This window comes from Tepidibacter thalassicus DSM 15285 (genome assembly GCF_900129915.1).
Classification (GTDB): domain Bacteria; phylum Bacillota; class Clostridia; order Peptostreptococcales; family Peptostreptococcaceae; genus Tepidibacter; species Tepidibacter thalassicus.
On the sequence record NZ_FQXH01000008.1, the window covers coordinates 159,262 to 174,366 of the forward strand.

Below are 15,105 nucleotides of genomic sequence, written 5' to 3' on the forward strand. Positions count from 1 at the left end.
TTTAAACATCCTTTCTCAAATTTATAATAAGATTTCTAATAGTTAGATTTCTTACTTTTACAAGTCTAACATGACTTTATTTATTCTGTCAACAAAAATAATAAAATCTGCCTTATTTTTAAAACAAACAAGGCAGATTTAAAACAAATTTAGTTAACACTTATATTATATTTATATACTTTATCGACACCATTTTTTTTACGTTGTTTAAATTCTAAAGTTAATTTTCCTTCTTTTATCGCTTTAAATTTCCACACATGAATATCAATATTATTCCTCACTTCTAAACTCTCGGATATTAATTCAACAATGTTATCTTTATCATTACAAATTAATACATAATCTGTATTTTTATTTTGAGGTAAATCAATAGTTATAATATCACCAACATTTGCAACTTCTTCTCTGTTTATATCAAAATCAATATTAGCCTTAAATAAAATGGCTTGATTAATATCATTTTTACCATCAGCATTATCAATTTTTGTTTTTTCAGATTCAAATAAAGCTACATTTAAATCATTCTCTTTCTCTTTTTCCTTTAATTCTTTTTTATCATAATTTTCATTTTGTTTTGCTATGAATTTTTTTACATTTTTTTTCTCAATTTTTCTAGTTTTATTATTGCTCGCAACGTTTATTTCTTTATCTATTTTTTCTTTATCATTGCTAATAATTTTTTGTTTAATATCTATATTTTCTTGTGCAACATTATCAATCTTTTCAGTAGTATTAAAAATACTTAAACTAAATACTACAATTGCAACATAAGCTGCCATGGCTAAGTATTTTGCCCAACTTATTTTTTTAATATTAATTCTTTCTTTTTCCAACTTATTCCTCAATATTTCATCATAATTATCTGGCAAAGGAACTTCTTCTATATCATTTAAACTTTTTATAATATTAACCATTTCATCATATCTATTTTTACAATCTATACACTTAACTAAATGTTCTTCAAATTCTCTTTTTTCAAAACCATTCAACATTCCATCTATATAATCCGAAATACTTTCATTAAATTTATTACAATCCATTTTTTACACCCCTTTCTACAAACAACTTATTTTCATACTTTCTTTTATTATCTTTTTTAAATTTTCTCTTCCTCTTTTAATTCTTGATTTTACAGTTCCTAAAGAACAATTCATTATACTCGAAATTTCATCATAGCTAAATCCTTGTATATCTCTCAAAATAACAGCTGTTTTAAGAACAGGAGATAATTGCTTTATAGCATTATGTATTTCTTGGTTTCGAACTTTTCTATCTAATACTACTTCTGGATTATTGTAATTATCTTCAATTTCTTTTTGTTTATTATCTATAAAATCATCAATAGAATAAATTCTATTTTTTTCATTTTTCTTTATAAAATCCAAACAAGTATTTATTACAATTCTATAAAGCCATGTTGAAAAAGAAGATTTCTGATTAAAATTTTTAATATATTTATAAACTTTAATAAATGCTTCTTGAGAAACATCCATGGCATCTTCTGGATTTTTAAGCATATTTAAAGCTATATTATACGCCTTTTGCTTGTACGCTTTTATAAGTTCTTCAAAAGCATCAACATCTCCATTTATACATTTTTTTATCAATTCATTCTCATTCAAATCCACAATCAACCCTCCTTCGTCCAAATAATAAAAGAGCTCAATTATTAGACGAAATTTTTTTAAAAAAGTTCACTTTATACAAAAAAAATCATACTATAAATCATAATACAATAACAGTATAAATCCAAGGAGGCAAAAAATGTTACCTTATATGATTCAATATAAAAATAAATTTAATAATTACAGAAATGAAGAAGGACTAATATCAGTTGATGGAATAGGCATTATAAAAGTTAAACCAGATACAGCAACACTTACAATAGGAGTTATCACTGAAGATAAAAACTTAAAAAAAGCTCAAACCGAAAATGCATTAAAAATAAATCAAATTATAAAATCCCTTAACGATATCGACATAAATGAAGAAAACATACAAACTATAGATTATGCAGTGAGAAAAAATTACGATTATATAGATGGGAAACAAGAATTTAGAAATTATGAAGTAAAACACATTTTAAAAATTACCATAAAAGACATAAATAAAGCAGGAAAGGTTTATGATATTGCCGTTGAAAATGGTGCAAATATCGAAGGTGGAATTGAATTTAATATTTCTAAACCAGAAAAATATTATAATAAAGCTTTAGATTTAGCTGTAAAAAATGCCATAAACAAAGCAAACAATATTGCTAATACACTAAAAACTAATATAAAAAAATTACCTATTAATATTAAAGAAACAAGTTTTTCTCAAATAAATTCAAAATATCCAACAACTTATACAGCCAAAACCGCTCAAACTGCAATACAAGGAGGTTTAATAGAAATACACTCTCAAGTAAGAGCTATATTTGAAATGATATGATATCACGAAAAATATATTTTTCGTGATATCATAATTATTTATAGTTCGCCATGGCTACTCTTAAAGCTTCTCTTAACTTATTTTCACAATAATTTTTTAGAACCTTAGATATCTCTTATAAAATTTAAATACAAAATTTCACAAATAAATTTATTAAAAAACTGCTTATCAATAAAAAATGACAAGCAGTTTTTTAAACTTAAACATTTCTATTCCATTTCCCAGTTGTGATACACTTCTTGTATATCATCGTCATCTTCCATCATATCTATCATTTTATTCATAGCCTTAACTTGCTCTTCAGATTCAAGTTTAGTTGTAGTTTGAGGTATATAAAATATTTCTGCTGTAGAGAAGGTATAGCCTGCTTTTTTAAATATGTATGTTTATCATTGTTCATAATAAACATTTTCCATAATTCAAATTAAGTATATCATCGTTTATATTGAAAAATCAAGGTCTGAACTATGATGTACAATACAATATTTTATAAAAAACAAACAGGATTTATCCTACTTTTTTAATCTTCAACATTATAATAGTTTTCATAATCTTCTCTATCAACATCTTTCAATATTTTATATTGACCCCTTAATTTTTTATCTGATTTTCTTATTTCAAAAGGAATTTTATCATATTCCTTTTTGTATTCTCTTAGTTTATTAATAAAATCATTTAATGCTTCAATATTATCCTTGCCTATACCTTTGAAGTCAAATAATTCATGATTTATAACTTTATAACCATTTACTTCTTTTGACTTAAATGAAACAACCTTTGAATATTTCGTTGCTATATTTATAGCTGCATTGACATCTGCATTAATTTGTAAACCACAGTTTTTACATACAAATCTCTCTTGACTTTCTCTATTTACTCTTTCCCCTTTTGAAACCACTTTTTCATTGTGTCCACATCTACTACAGTTTTCACTTGTATATCTTGGATTTAATCTAATAAGTTTTGGTAAACCCTCTCTTTCACATTTTTCAACTAATATCCTATACATTTGACCATAAGCCCATCTATTAATATTTTTTACTACTCTTTTAACCAACTTATTAGGTAAATTTTCAAACTTCTTAGTACTTTTTATCCTCTCATGACTTTTATCTATGTTTAAATCTTCAAGATAAATTTGTGCTTCATATTTCTTTGATAAATCAATAATTTCATTAGCAACTCTATGAAGTATACCTGATATATATTTCTTATCTCTTGGATATTTGCTACTTCCATGCATTTGCATTATTGCTAATTTTTTTACAAATATTTCAAATTTTTCTTTGTACTCATTTCCATTGAATTGTTTACTAAACAATAAATTATTATCTTTATCTAATACTGCTATTGTCGCAATATTAGTTATTCCCAAATCAATACCTAATTTATTTTTAAATTCTTTCTTCTTTTTCTTTATTTTTCTTAAAACTTCTCCATTTTTATTTTGTTCTTCATATCTTTTCTTTTTTTCTGCTCTTGTTTCAATATCTTCATTTAATGGAATATCTAAATAGAAATCTTCTCCACGCTTAATTAACTTCATTGCACAAAATTTCATTTTTCTTTTTCTTGCCTGTTTTAGAAATCGCTCATGCCATTTTCCAAAAGCTAATGGCACTATTATATACGCTATACTTCTATTTTCTTTATAAATCTCTAGTGTAGGAAGATAATATAGTTTTATATCATCCTTATGTTTAATTGATTTTTGTTTATATAATTTAACATGTTCTTTCGATGTTATTTTGTTAAATACATATAATTTAGCATAATAACTATTCTTTTTAGGATTATATAAAAGACAAGCGTCTCTATTAAAATCATATCGTGCAAAAGAAATCGGTCTATATTTATTAATATTATTAATCTTTCTATATAAATTTTTTATTTCTTGCTCTAAGTTATGACACTGTTCTTTTGATAATGATGTATTAAAGGAAATTTCATTTAATAATTCATTAATTTTTTCATAAAGTACATTTATTCTATCTTTATTAGTTTCAGGAAAACTAACATCTGCATTTGCTTGTTTTAACTCTAGGTAACTCGCTATACTACAACCTACATCTTTTTTCAAGCTATCTCCTAAAGGCTCTAAATTATATTTTTTATGAATTTCAGTACCTTTAAAAAACTTTGCTATTGTTTCACCCTTGTAACTGCCATTTTTTAATTTATAATCTTTTTCAATAACATCTAAATTTTCTTTAGCATAATTCAACATTTCATAATATGCTTTTGTATAATTCTGAAACAAATTATCCAGTAGATTTTGTTTATAATTTGAAAGATTATGCAATTTTACTTGTATAGTTCTTATCATTTTAACTACTCCCTGTAAACAATTTGTCTATATTTAATAATAAAAAGCATTCATTTTAATTATGTATTTCATCATCCCACATAGTTAATATAAAACGCGTTGTTCGTTGGCGACGCTCATATATTTGAAACTCCACAGTTTACATCCCACATAGTTAATATAAAACAAGTTCTTTGGTGCAGATACTTTCGCTTTGGTCGTGTTTACATCCCACATAGTTAATATAAAACTTATCAGATGAACATAATGTAGTATATATAACAAGTAAGTTTACATCCCACATAGTTAATATAAAACGAACATAAATTCATTCGCTTTAGTTGTTACAGATAGTAAGTTTACATCCCCACATAGTTAATATAAAACATTCTTCCATTTCTTCAACAAAACTTATCCCATCTTCGTTTACATCCCCACATAGTTAATATAAAACTTACCTGTTTATGATGTGTTGTTGCCGTTGTATAAAAATTTACATCCCCACATAGTTAATATAAAACCAAGCTGTCTTGCTAATTTCTCATCTTCATATATTTTACATCCCCACATAGTTAATATAAAACCCCAAAATTCACGAATAATTCATCAACTATGTATTAAAATATACGTTGCTATGCAACTTTAATCCTATCCACCGTTTAAAACGTATGAATAAGATAGTGAAATGTAAACTACATATTTAAATTTGCAGCAAACCTCTTCTTTAAATAACGTTTCTCTATCAATTATTATTACTACACTAAAATAAGTTTATTTATGATTTACAAATTCCTAACCGTAGGTTTACTGCAAATTTATTTATTCAGTTTCAGTTTTTTTATTTTAAAAATATATGAAACTTTGCTTATACCCTCTATAAAATTTAAATGATAAAATTTAAAATATATTGAATTTATTTTCTTATATATTATACCACTAATCTACATATATATCTATTATTGGTTATTATTTTATAAAATTTCACAGCTACTATTTTAATACTTCATCTTATTTATGAATGCAGAAACATTTATTATACTTTAAATTAACACTTTTAAGCTAAAAATACATTTTCTATAAAATCTATATTTTATTATATTTCTTAACATTACCCTTACTCTTTTTAACTGAATATTTTTTACTATTCTTCTTAAATTTGTTTAAAATTGCTTTACTCAAGTCTACATTCATTTCATTACATAATAGTAGCAAGTATATTGCAACATCTGCAATTTCTTCTTCAACTTTAATCTTATCTTTACTTTTAATCAAATCATTAACCTTTCCACTGAAAACATTCTAACAATTCACCCGCCTCTATATTTAGAAAAATTGCTAAATCTTTAGGATTATGAAACTGCTTCCAATCCCTTTCATCTCTAAATTCAAGTATTTTTGATATTACTTCTTCTAAACTATTATTCAATTCATAAACCTTCTTTCTATAATAAGTCTCTATCCATATATTTTATATTTCTACAATTTATATAAATTTCCTTCACTATTCATTAAATTTTTCTTGCAAGTTTGTAAACAAATGTACTTAATAAATTTATATCTTCATTTATAAAGTTAATATCTGTAAACTACCCCCACACAATATTAAGTTTTTTAAGCACCTTAAAAGCAAAATATTTCCCCCCTGCTAGTCATCTAACATATTTATCGCTCTTAGTTTATCTTCTTTATTAGCATTAATATAAAAATCCTCTGTAACTTTACTTGACGAATGTCTCAATATTTTGCTCACAGTAACTATATCCACTTGTTTCTCTTTTAATAACCTAGTTCCTAGAGTATGCCTAAATGAATGAACTTTCACACTTTTAATCCCAGCTATTTTTCAATACTTCTCAATTATCCTATTTATTGTACTCCTTGTAAGATTTTCTCTTTGTCCTATAAATAATTTATTCCTCTTGCTTAATGGTCTAACCTTTAAATATTCTAGAACTGCTTTTTTTGCTTTATTGTTTAGAAGTACTTCTCTATATTTGTTTCCTTTACCTCTTCTTATAGTTATGTAACTATAATTGTTTTTTCCATTTCTATCAATTATATGAATATCATTCACTTCAAAATTAATCAGTTCAAAAACTTAGATTATCAACACTTTTTAGGACACTTTTTTGTCGGACATCAATAGTCTATATTCTACAGAGCTAAGACAACCTAATACCCCATGTATTGTGTAGTTGTTATACCAATTTATATAATCAAATAACTCATATTCTAGTTGTTCAAAATTTTCAAACACTTTATTGAAGGTAAACTCTGTTTTTATAATCTTAAAAATAACCTCTGCTACAGCATTATCATAAGGGCATCCTTTCTTGCTTAGAGAGCGCTTTATTTCAAAAGTTTTCAACAGTTCATCTATAGCTTTACTCTTAAATTCATTTCCCCTATCAGTATGTAGTATTTCAATCTCATTAAGTGGTCTTTTAATCTTAGAAAAAACTTTACATACAAGCTTTGAATCCTTGTTCTTACCAGCAGCATATCCAATAATTTCACAGTTATATAAATCTAATAATATACATATATAATTCCACTTTCCTTTAAACATTTACATAGATCAAATCACTTACTACAACCTCTAGGCACTCTTGGGTATTAAATTCTCTATTTACACATTATCTAATTTACTATCGTGTGATTTTTTCACAGGGGTATAATAAATTAGACTTCTAGATATATTTAGTAATTTACACATGGCGCTGATAATATTTGCTTTAAAATATCATTTTCCATTTTTAAACGTTGATTCTCTTTTCTAAGTTTTATAAGTTCGTTTTCTTCATCACTTCTATTATCGTTAGCTTTAAAAGATTTGATATTGTTATAATCAGAAATCCACTTATTTACTGTAGACCTAGCTATTTTTAAAAAATCTAAGAATAAAGATATATTTATTTTATAAGTTTTTATAGTCCTTTTTGATAGTTTTCTTATTTGACAATCAAAAATATATTCCTTCAAAACATCTTTTCCGTACAAAAAAATCACCCTCCTACATAGACATTTTGATACATGTCCATATAAAAAGGTGATATACATTGTGTATATTCTTAATTCAAAGCCTAAAATTCAAAACGTATATCATAGCTAATAGAAAATTAAGACGTATATCTTAATTTAAATCCACATGTAAACCTTATTAAACTTTTAATTCCAACGTTTTCTATTCCATCTCCCAGTTGTGATACACGTTTTGTATATCATCGTCATCTTCCATCATATCTATCATTTTATTCATAGCCTTAACTTGCTCTTCAGATTCAAGTTTAGTTGTAGTTTGAGGAAGCATTTTTACATCTGCTGATATAAATTCATATCCTTTTTCAGCTAATGCATCTCTTACTGCACCAAAATCTTCCGGTGCTGTTATTATTTCAAATCCTTCTTCTTCAGATATAAAATCTTCTGCTCCAGCTTCAAGTGCTATATCCATTAATTCTTCTTCATCAATCTCTCCATCATTTTCAATCATTATCTGTCCTTTTCTATCAAACATAAATCCTACACAACCTGAAGTTCCTAACTTTCCACCATTTTTATCAAAATAATATCTTACATTTCCAGCTGTTCTATTTTTATTATCAGTTAAAGCTTCTACAATAACAGCAACCCCGCCAGGTCCATATCCTTCATATACAACAGCTTCATAATTATCTCCTTCAAGACCACCTGCACCTTTTTTAATTGCTCTTTCTATATTATCATTAGGCATATTATCAGCCTTTGCTTTTTCAATCGCATTCTTTAACGCTGCATTGTATTCAGGATCAGCACCACCTTGTCTAACTGCAACAGTTATAAGTCTTGCATGTTTAGTAAATATCTTTGCTCTTTTAGCATCTTGCTTACCTTTTCTATGTTTTATATTAGCCCATTTTGAATGTCCTGCCATGATTAAACCTCCTTATAGTTCTAATAATTATAAACATAGTAATTTTAGCATAAAACTTAATTTTAGTAAAAGTCAAATTTAGGCGGAGCCGGAGGCATTACTCTTTTATGTTCAGATCTTTTATGAAGTCTTTCTATTATTTCTCTATCTCTTTGCGGAATATCCTTCCCTTCTATTAAATCATCTATCATATCATAAGTCGTTCCCATTTCATTTTCATCAGTTTGCCCTTCCCAAAGTCCAGCTGAAGGCGGTCTATTTATAACATCTTTTGGAACTCCTAATACTTTAGCCCACTCATAAACTTCTCTCTTTGTCAAATTAGCTATAGGAAGTATATCTACTCCCCCATCACCATACTTCGTAAAATAACCAGTGTATACTTCAGCCGCATTATCAGTTCCAACTACTAAATAATTTAAATTGTTAGCAACTGTATAAAGAGTACTCATTCTAAGTCTTGCTCTTAAATTAGCATCTGATATTCTATTATTTTCTTCTTTATGTATATTTTTTTCTTTCATATTATTAATAACTTTATTAAAAAGCAGCGAGTGAACTTCTGTTAAGTCCAAATCTAAATACTCAATTCCAGAAGCCTTAACTACCTTTAAAGCATCTTCTCTATCTTTTGGATTACTTTTAATAGGCATAATTACTCCTAATGAATTTTCTTTAAAAGCCTTTTTAATTAAAAAAGTAACAACTGCTGAATCTATTCCTCCTGAAATTCCAACAACTAACCCCTTAGTATTAGATATTTTAACTTGTTCTCTTAACCACTCAACAGTTTTTTCTATTTTTTGTTCTACTGCTAACATCTACCTTCTCCTTTCTTTTTTATATAAGATTAATTATACCATAAATATAATTTTAAAGATAAAAAACCGAGGAATTACCCTCGGTTATATTCTTTATAATTCTACATATAAACAATCATAAAATACTATGTTAAGTCCTAATTTTTCAGCTTTATCTATTGTTTCCTCATCAAAACTTCCCGGTTGAAACCACACATATTTTATTCCTTGCTCAACTATATCTTCTAACATTTTTAAAGATATCTTTGGATTTACAAGCATATTTACACAATCTACCTTTTCCGGAATTTCCTTAATAGAAGAATATATCTTATCACCATCTATTTCACTGTATTTTGGATTTATCCCATAAACTGTATATCCTTTTTCTTTTAGTTTTTTGAATATCTTATATCCATATCTTGTTTTATCTTCAGTAACTCCTATAACTGCCCATTTTTTCTTTTCAAGCATCTCTTTTTTTGTCATATCTATTTTATCCATAAAATTCGCCGTTACCAAATACCCATAAAAACTTTTTAAGTTTTATACTTTGTTCTTTTTTTGAATAATCTCTAAGATTAATTTCATGGTATTTGTAACGGTTTTCACCTCCTTTTTAAATTATTATATACCCCTCATCGGTATTTTTCAATCTAAAATTATTTCTCCATTGTACTCTGATAAATAAAACTCTTCTTTTTCTTCAATTTCTACTTTCCCATTAGTAAAATCAATTACCTTTTCCTTTATATTCTCAACTTCATCTATCCTTGAATATACAACTATTGTTACCATATCTTCATATAATATTTCTTTTATTATATATCCTAAATTCAAAAGTTCATTTTGAACTTTTCCTAAAAGTGTATAATCAATCTTAAATCTTACATCTTTAAAAAGTATTCTATTTATTATTTTTCCTGCATTAAGACCTATTTTAGCACCCTTTGTATAAGCTCTAACAAGTCCTCCTGCTCCTAATTTTATCCCTCCAAAATACCTAGTTACAACGACTGCTACATTTCTTAAATCCTCTTTTTTTATAACTTCTAATGTTGGTATTCCAGCTGTTCCTGAAGGTTCTCCATCATCACTATATCTCTGAATACCCATATTCATTCCAATAGTATATGCCCATACATTATGTGTTGCATCTTTATGTTTTTTCTTAATTTTATTTATAAATTCTATAGCTTCTTCTTCAGTGCTTACAGGCTTTGCATATCCTATAAATCTAGATTTTTCTATTATAACTTCATCTTCTCCATATTCATGAATAGTTTTATATTGCTTAACCATTAAATCACCTCTTATTGATAACTTTTAACTTTTCTTCTTTGTTTTATATAAAACGGAATATACACTAAAATAAAAGCAAAAATAAACATACATACAATAATAGGTATATAATAAGGATATTCAGGCAAATAATCTAATGGGGAAGCTGTTAATGGTTTTCTTCTTAAATATGAATAATTTCCATCTACTATGTAATTAAATATGCCTACACCAAAAGCATATACAAATGTCCATTTTATAGCCTTTTTAACAGATGTTAATTTTGGTTCATAACCATAAAAAATCATCATATAAAATATTGCAATTAGTATAGCGCCATGGCCTACAAAAAATTGCAAAAACATCACATGAGGAAATTCAAATCCACCTGTATCCGGTGTCAATAAAGCTTGAATAGCACCAGGAATTCCCCAAAAATATACAACTTCAAATATTGAATAACTCTCTTTTACAATCATAAAAATACACAAAATCGCACTCAATCTACACAAATATAAAGGCAATGATTCTTTTAATGTAAAATTACCAGTATCTATATACCAATAATATAATAGGAATTGCTGTATAAACAATATAACCGAAATAATAATACCTAACTTTCTCTTATTATTTTTTAATTTTTCTTTTGTTAAAAACATCAATACTATAAGTAATAAAATCAATAATAACGATATAATATGACTTTTAGAATACAAATTAAACTCCATCGTATTGCTTGTTGATTTCCAAAATAAATTTACGTCTATATACTTCATACCTAAACCAGCCTAAATGTCATAATTAGACTTTCAATCACTCCTTTTTTTATAATTTCTTTTCCATTATAACACATATTTTCAAAAATAGAAAAAACCCCTATATATTTATATAATAAGGGCTTTTCTAATTCAAATATTTTTTATAAATTCATAACATCTTTTGTCGAATTGCTTTCTATTTCATTTTCCTCAACAGGCTTACCTACAAAATAAACTGTACCAACAATAGCTGCAATAGCTATAGGAAGTACTATATATATAGGCACCCCAAGTCCTGCAGGTATATATCCAAATAATACAGCTATTAAACCAACACTCGCTGAATAAATAATTTGAGTATTAACATGATCTATATGATCACATCCCGCTCCCATAGAAGATAATATTGTCGTATCAGATATAGGAGAACAGTGATCTCCAAACGTTGCTCCTGTAAGCACTGCCCCTGCACTCATAATAACATATGAAGCTTCAGGTGATATTGCATGTGCAAGTGGTATAGTAAGAGGCATAAGTATTCCCATAGTTCCATAAGAAGTTCCTGTCGCAAAAGATATTACAGCTGCAAGAATAAATATAATAGATGGAAGTAAAAACTTAGGAATAGTATCCGATAACACTGATACTAAAAACTTCGCTGTTCCAAGTTCTTTTATAACACCACTTAAAGACCACGCTAAAAGAAGTATTACCCCAGTTATAACTAAAGAATTCATTCCTTTAATCCAAGTATCAATAGCTTCTGAAAGTGTAAATATTTTTTGACTTATTCCCATTATTATTGCTACAATACTTGCAAATAACGCTCCTTGAAATAAAACAACACTAGCATCTGATGCACCAAAAGTTTCTCTTATAGCCGCAAATGAAATCGGATGACTCTTTAATAACTCTATCAAAGCCATGTCTTCTCCACCCATTATTGAATTATAACCATTATAATAAAAACCAAATAACGACCCTAAAATTAAAACTCCAATAGGAATTATAGCATTCCATACACTCAATTTTATCCCTTCTTTTGGTTCAAGCTCTTTATTTTCTTCTGATACTACAACACTACCTCTCTCAGAAACAACCTTTCCTTCATATCTTGCTCTTCTTTCAGCTTTAAGCATAGGCCCAAATTCCCTTAAAAACACCGCTGTACATACTATAAAAATAAGAATTAATATATTATAAAATCTATATGGAATAGTTGAAACAAAAACTCCATAAGCATTTACATTTTGACCAATAGAAATATATCCTTCTTTAATTAAACTTATCTCATATCCAATCCAAGTTGAAATTAATGCAATACCTGCTATCGGAGCAGCAGTAGCATCAATTATAAATGATAATTTTTCTCTTGACACTTTCATTTTATCTGTAACTGGTCTCATTATAGGTCCTACAATAAGAGAATTTGCATAATCATCGAAAAATACAATAATTCCTAAAATCCAAGTAAAAATTTGAGCACTTTTAGGTGATTTTGCTTTCTTAGCAAGACTTTCAGCAATCGCTTTAGCTCCTCCCATTTTTGAAACTAAAGCAATAAGTCCTCCTATAACTAAACATTGAAGTATAATCCCAGCATCCCACTTATCTGCAAGAGAATCTAAAATCTTATCTACAATTGCTAAAAAACCATTAAATAAAGCCATAAACACATTAGAACCACTTAAATTTAATAAAAATGTACCTGAAAATACACCTAAAAATAAAGATAATATAACATTTTTAGTTATAAATGCTAAAACTATAGCTACAATCGGTGGAAGAAGTGTCCAAAATCCAAATTTCACTGCGTTAAGTTGTGCAGAATCTACTTCCTCTGCGAACCCTACATTACCTAATAAAAAAATAATCATCAATGATAATAATAAAATTAATCCTCTTCTTTTCATCTTACTCCTCCTCAAATTTTTTATTTTTACAAGCGAAATTTTTGGAGGAGAGTCCATCATAACAAAAAAACCTTGAGCACTCTCACTCAAGGTTAAATAAGCAATAGGATATCCATACACTACATCGTAAACTAAACACACGACATAGCTTGCCTACTTTAATTTGAATGATAGCTCTCCACAAATAAAACATTTGTGACAGTTCTGCATATATTCTATGCAGACCCAGCTATGTAGCCTTAAAGCATCAGCTACATGCTTCGGCATTATTTCCTTTCCTACTCTCTCATCGTGCTTACCTCAAAAGCAGTACTCTTAAATAATGCAACCTCTATCTCGTTTATTCACTTGTTATTTTACAATAATATACTATAATATTTCAATTTAGTCAATAATAAAAATTTATTTTTTCATCTTAAATTTGTCAATATTTGATCAATTAAACCTAAACTGCATTTACTATTTTCATAATGTTCACAATTTGTACAAGCAACATCATTGCTATTAGTAGAAGAAGTTAACTGTAATCCATTTGGACTGTATTCACTGCATCTACTTGCAATTGATTTTAATTGAGACATATCTAAATTTTCCATAATCCTTTCCTCCTTAAAAATTTAGTCAAATTTATTTTTGACTAAATTTTTAAGGAATATTCATTTATATATTTACAGCTTCTCTTTTTAAATTTTTATATTTTTTAAAAGAAAGATTAACTATCGATTTATCTTGACTATAAGTTATCATTTCCAACGCATCCTTTATTTTATAAAAACCTCCATCTGTAAATCCCAATTCTTTATTTATTTCGCAATTATCATTATAAGATTCCATGACATACCAAACTATTTCATTACATACTGGAGTTTTCCTGCTTATAGAATAAAATTCGTAATTTGTCTGTCCTGCAGTTGATAAAATATATGCATCTACACCCGCTTCTTCTTTTACTCTCTTTATAGCTATTTCACTAGGAATATTTTTTTCTTTAATTACACCTTTTGGTAAAACCCATTCATTTTTTTCATTTTTTAATAATAAAACCTTATTCCCATAAAACACTACTCCTCCAGCACAATTTCTAAAAAGCATTTAAAACTCCCCCTTATAATCAATACTTAACAAACTTTATACACAAATTATCATGTACAATTTACCTTATTTTTTTATACTTAATAAGTGTTTGGTTATACTATTAATATATGTACAAAGGAGAATTGTTATGAAAATAATATACCATTGTGTTGGAGGAACTCATTCTTCTGCAATAGCATCTGCTATTCACTTAAATATACTTCCCAAAAACAGAATACCATCTAAAAAAGAATTAATGAATTTGGGGTATTTTGACACTTTAGAAAAAAAAGATCGCGGTAAAATTATATACAGAGGAAAAGATGAATTTGGAAATGAAATTTACACTTTAGGAAGACAATTTAACAAAGAACTTGTACTAAATTCTTTAAAAACAGCCTATATTTTAGGTGGCGGTAATATCAAAGACATACTACTAATTGATACCATGAAAACAGTCAATACTTTAATGAAAATAGGTGGATTTTCTTCAAGAAGACTTCACCTTGTATCTTTCGGAAGACCTATAGTTATTAAAGGTTCACAAATTGCTTATAATAATATAGTTCAATTAGTAGAGGATACTAAAAACAAACTACTTATTCATTAGTATCCTCTTTATACTTCT

At 27.0% G+C, this 15,105-nt stretch carries 16 protein-coding genes, 2 pseudogenes and 1 riboswitch; of the genes and pseudogenes, 2 read left to right on the top strand and 16 right to left on the bottom strand.

Features of this window, described 5'->3' with window-relative positions:
* Positions 1 to 149 precede the first annotated feature (149 nt).
* Entirely contained in the window at positions 150 to 1,040 is an 891-nt protein-coding gene (locus BUA19_RS04840; protein ID WP_072724259.1) for a zf-HC2 domain-containing protein, read from the bottom strand.
* Positions 1,041 to 1,055: 15 nt separating this feature from the next.
* The gene (locus BUA19_RS04845; protein WP_072724261.1) at positions 1,056 to 1,628 is read right to left on the bottom strand and encodes an RNA polymerase sigma factor; all 573 of its coding nucleotides are present in this window, start codon (positions 1,626 to 1,628) and stop codon (positions 1,056 to 1,058) included.
* Between the two features lie 136 nt (positions 1,629 to 1,764).
* Between BUA19_RS04845 and BUA19_RS04850 the strand changes: the two genes are divergently transcribed.
* Complete coding sequence (locus BUA19_RS04850; protein WP_072724263.1) at positions 1,765 to 2,433, top strand: SIMPL domain-containing protein; 669 nt, start codon at positions 1,765 to 1,767, stop codon at positions 2,431 to 2,433.
* Between the two features lie 209 nt (positions 2,434 to 2,642).
* Here the strand turns inward: BUA19_RS04850 and BUA19_RS12095 are convergent, their stop codons facing one another.
* The 14 genes and pseudogenes from BUA19_RS12095 to BUA19_RS04925 all read right to left on the bottom strand — a co-directional run bounded on the left by BUA19_RS12095 (position 2,643) and on the right by BUA19_RS04925 (position 14,495).
* Positions 2,643 to 2,813 (bottom strand): YebC/PmpR family DNA-binding transcriptional regulator, encoded by a 171-nt coding sequence (locus BUA19_RS12095; protein ID WP_084601956.1) that lies wholly within the window; start codon positions 2,811 to 2,813, stop codon positions 2,643 to 2,645.
* 140 nt (positions 2,814 to 2,953) lie between these two features.
* A complete protein-coding gene (locus tag BUA19_RS04860; protein WP_072724264.1) occupies positions 2,954 to 4,759 on the bottom strand; it encodes a zinc ribbon domain-containing protein in 1,806 nt (601 codons plus the stop codon).
* 1,062 nt (positions 4,760 to 5,821) lie between these two features.
* Complete coding sequence (locus tag BUA19_RS11915; RefSeq protein ID WP_242939243.1) at positions 5,822 to 6,010, bottom strand: MazG-like family protein; 189 nt, start codon at positions 6,008 to 6,010, stop codon at positions 5,822 to 5,824.
* Positions 6,011 to 6,014: 4 nt separating this feature from the next.
* A complete protein-coding gene (locus BUA19_RS11920; RefSeq protein WP_242939244.1) occupies positions 6,015 to 6,164 on the bottom strand; it encodes a nucleoside triphosphate pyrophosphohydrolase family protein in 150 nt (49 codons plus the stop codon).
* 219 nt (positions 6,165 to 6,383) lie between these two features.
* Positions 6,384 to 6,812 (bottom strand): annotated as a pseudogene (locus BUA19_RS12120) (tyrosine-type recombinase/integrase).
* 42 nt (positions 6,813 to 6,854) lie between these two features.
* Positions 6,855 to 7,669: pseudogene (locus tag BUA19_RS11930) on the bottom strand (IS3 family transposase).
* Between the two features lie 253 nt (positions 7,670 to 7,922).
* Positions 7,923 to 8,651 carry a YebC/PmpR family DNA-binding transcriptional regulator gene (locus tag BUA19_RS04890; RefSeq protein WP_072724268.1) on the bottom strand — a complete coding sequence of 243 codons (729 nt, stop codon included), beginning with the start codon at positions 8,649 to 8,651 and terminating at the stop codon, positions 7,923 to 7,925.
* A gap of 62 nt (positions 8,652 to 8,713) precedes the next feature.
* Positions 8,714 to 9,472, bottom strand: coding sequence for an NAD(+) synthase (nadE, locus tag BUA19_RS04895; protein ID WP_072724270.1), 759 nt, complete (start codon positions 9,470 to 9,472; stop codon positions 8,714 to 8,716).
* Positions 9,473 to 9,565: 93 nt separating this feature from the next.
* A complete protein-coding gene (locus tag BUA19_RS04900) occupies positions 9,566 to 9,955 on the bottom strand; it encodes a CoA-binding protein (RefSeq protein WP_072724273.1) in 390 nt (129 codons plus the stop codon).
* Between the two features lie 147 nt (positions 9,956 to 10,102).
* Positions 10,103 to 10,753, bottom strand: a complete 651-nt coding sequence (locus tag BUA19_RS04905; RefSeq protein ID WP_072724275.1) for a YigZ family protein — start codon at positions 10,751 to 10,753, stop codon at positions 10,103 to 10,105.
* A gap of 11 nt (positions 10,754 to 10,764) precedes the next feature.
* Positions 10,765 to 11,508 carry a YwaF family protein gene (locus tag BUA19_RS04910; protein ID WP_084601951.1) on the bottom strand — a complete coding sequence of 248 codons (744 nt, stop codon included), beginning with the start codon at positions 11,506 to 11,508 and terminating at the stop codon, positions 10,765 to 10,767.
* Between the two features lie 143 nt (positions 11,509 to 11,651).
* A complete protein-coding gene (locus BUA19_RS04915; RefSeq protein WP_072724277.1) occupies positions 11,652 to 13,403 on the bottom strand; it encodes a Na+/H+ antiporter NhaC family protein in 1,752 nt (583 codons plus the stop codon).
* 163 nt (positions 13,404 to 13,566) lie between these two features.
* Positions 13,567 to 13,745, bottom strand: a riboswitch (Lysine riboswitch).
* Between the two features lie 68 nt (positions 13,746 to 13,813).
* Positions 13,814 to 13,999, bottom strand: coding sequence for a hypothetical protein (locus BUA19_RS04920; RefSeq protein ID WP_072724279.1), 186 nt, complete (start codon positions 13,997 to 13,999; stop codon positions 13,814 to 13,816).
* 64 nt (positions 14,000 to 14,063) lie between these two features.
* Positions 14,064 to 14,495 carry an NUDIX domain-containing protein gene (locus BUA19_RS04925; protein ID WP_072724281.1) on the bottom strand — a complete coding sequence of 144 codons (432 nt, stop codon included), beginning with the start codon at positions 14,493 to 14,495 and terminating at the stop codon, positions 14,064 to 14,066.
* Between the two features lie 130 nt (positions 14,496 to 14,625).
* On the opposite strand from BUA19_RS04925, the gene BUA19_RS04930 reads away from it, so the two are divergent.
* Positions 14,626 to 15,087, top strand: coding sequence for a DUF3189 family protein (locus BUA19_RS04930; RefSeq protein WP_072724287.1), 462 nt, complete (start codon positions 14,626 to 14,628; stop codon positions 15,085 to 15,087).
* The last annotated feature ends 18 nt before the right edge of the window (positions 15,088 to 15,105 follow it).

Bases quoted from the DNA above. Each gene is read 5' to 3' on its own strand.
- BUA19_RS04920 (WP_072724279.1), bottom strand. From the start codon at position 13,999: ATGGAAAATTTAGATATGTCTCAATTAAAATCAATTGCAAGTAGATGC.
- BUA19_RS04840 (WP_072724259.1), bottom strand. From the start codon at position 1,040: ATGGATTGTAATAAATTTAATGAAAGTATTTCGGATTATATAGATGGA.
- nadE (WP_072724270.1), bottom strand. From the start codon at position 9,472: ATGTTAGCAGTAGAACAAAAAATAGAAAAAACTGTTGAGTGGTTAAGA.
- BUA19_RS04890 (WP_072724268.1), bottom strand. From the start codon at position 8,651: ATGGCAGGACATTCAAAATGGGCTAATATAAAACATAGAAAAGGTAAG.
- BUA19_RS04930 (WP_072724287.1), top strand. From the start codon at position 14,626: ATGAAAATAATATACCATTGTGTTGGAGGAACTCATTCTTCTGCAATA.
- BUA19_RS04860 (WP_072724264.1), bottom strand. From the start codon at position 4,759: ATGATAAGAACTATACAAGTAAAATTGCATAATCTTTCAAATTATAAA.
- BUA19_RS04915 (WP_072724277.1), bottom strand. From the start codon at position 13,403: ATGAAAAGAAGAGGATTAATTTTATTATTATCATTGATGATTATTTTT.
- BUA19_RS04900 (WP_072724273.1), bottom strand. From the start codon at position 9,955: ATGGATAAAATAGATATGACAAAAAAAGAGATGCTTGAAAAGAAAAAA.
- BUA19_RS04925 (WP_072724281.1), bottom strand. From the start codon at position 14,495: ATGCTTTTTAGAAATTGTGCTGGAGGAGTAGTGTTTTATGGGAATAAG.
- BUA19_RS04905 (WP_072724275.1), bottom strand. From the start codon at position 10,753: ATGGTTAAGCAATATAAAACTATTCATGAATATGGAGAAGATGAAGTT.
- BUA19_RS04910 (WP_084601951.1), bottom strand. From the start codon at position 11,508: ATGAAGTATATAGACGTAAATTTATTTTGGAAATCAACAAGCAATACG.
- BUA19_RS04850 (WP_072724263.1), top strand. From the start codon at position 1,765: ATGTTACCTTATATGATTCAATATAAAAATAAATTTAATAATTACAGA.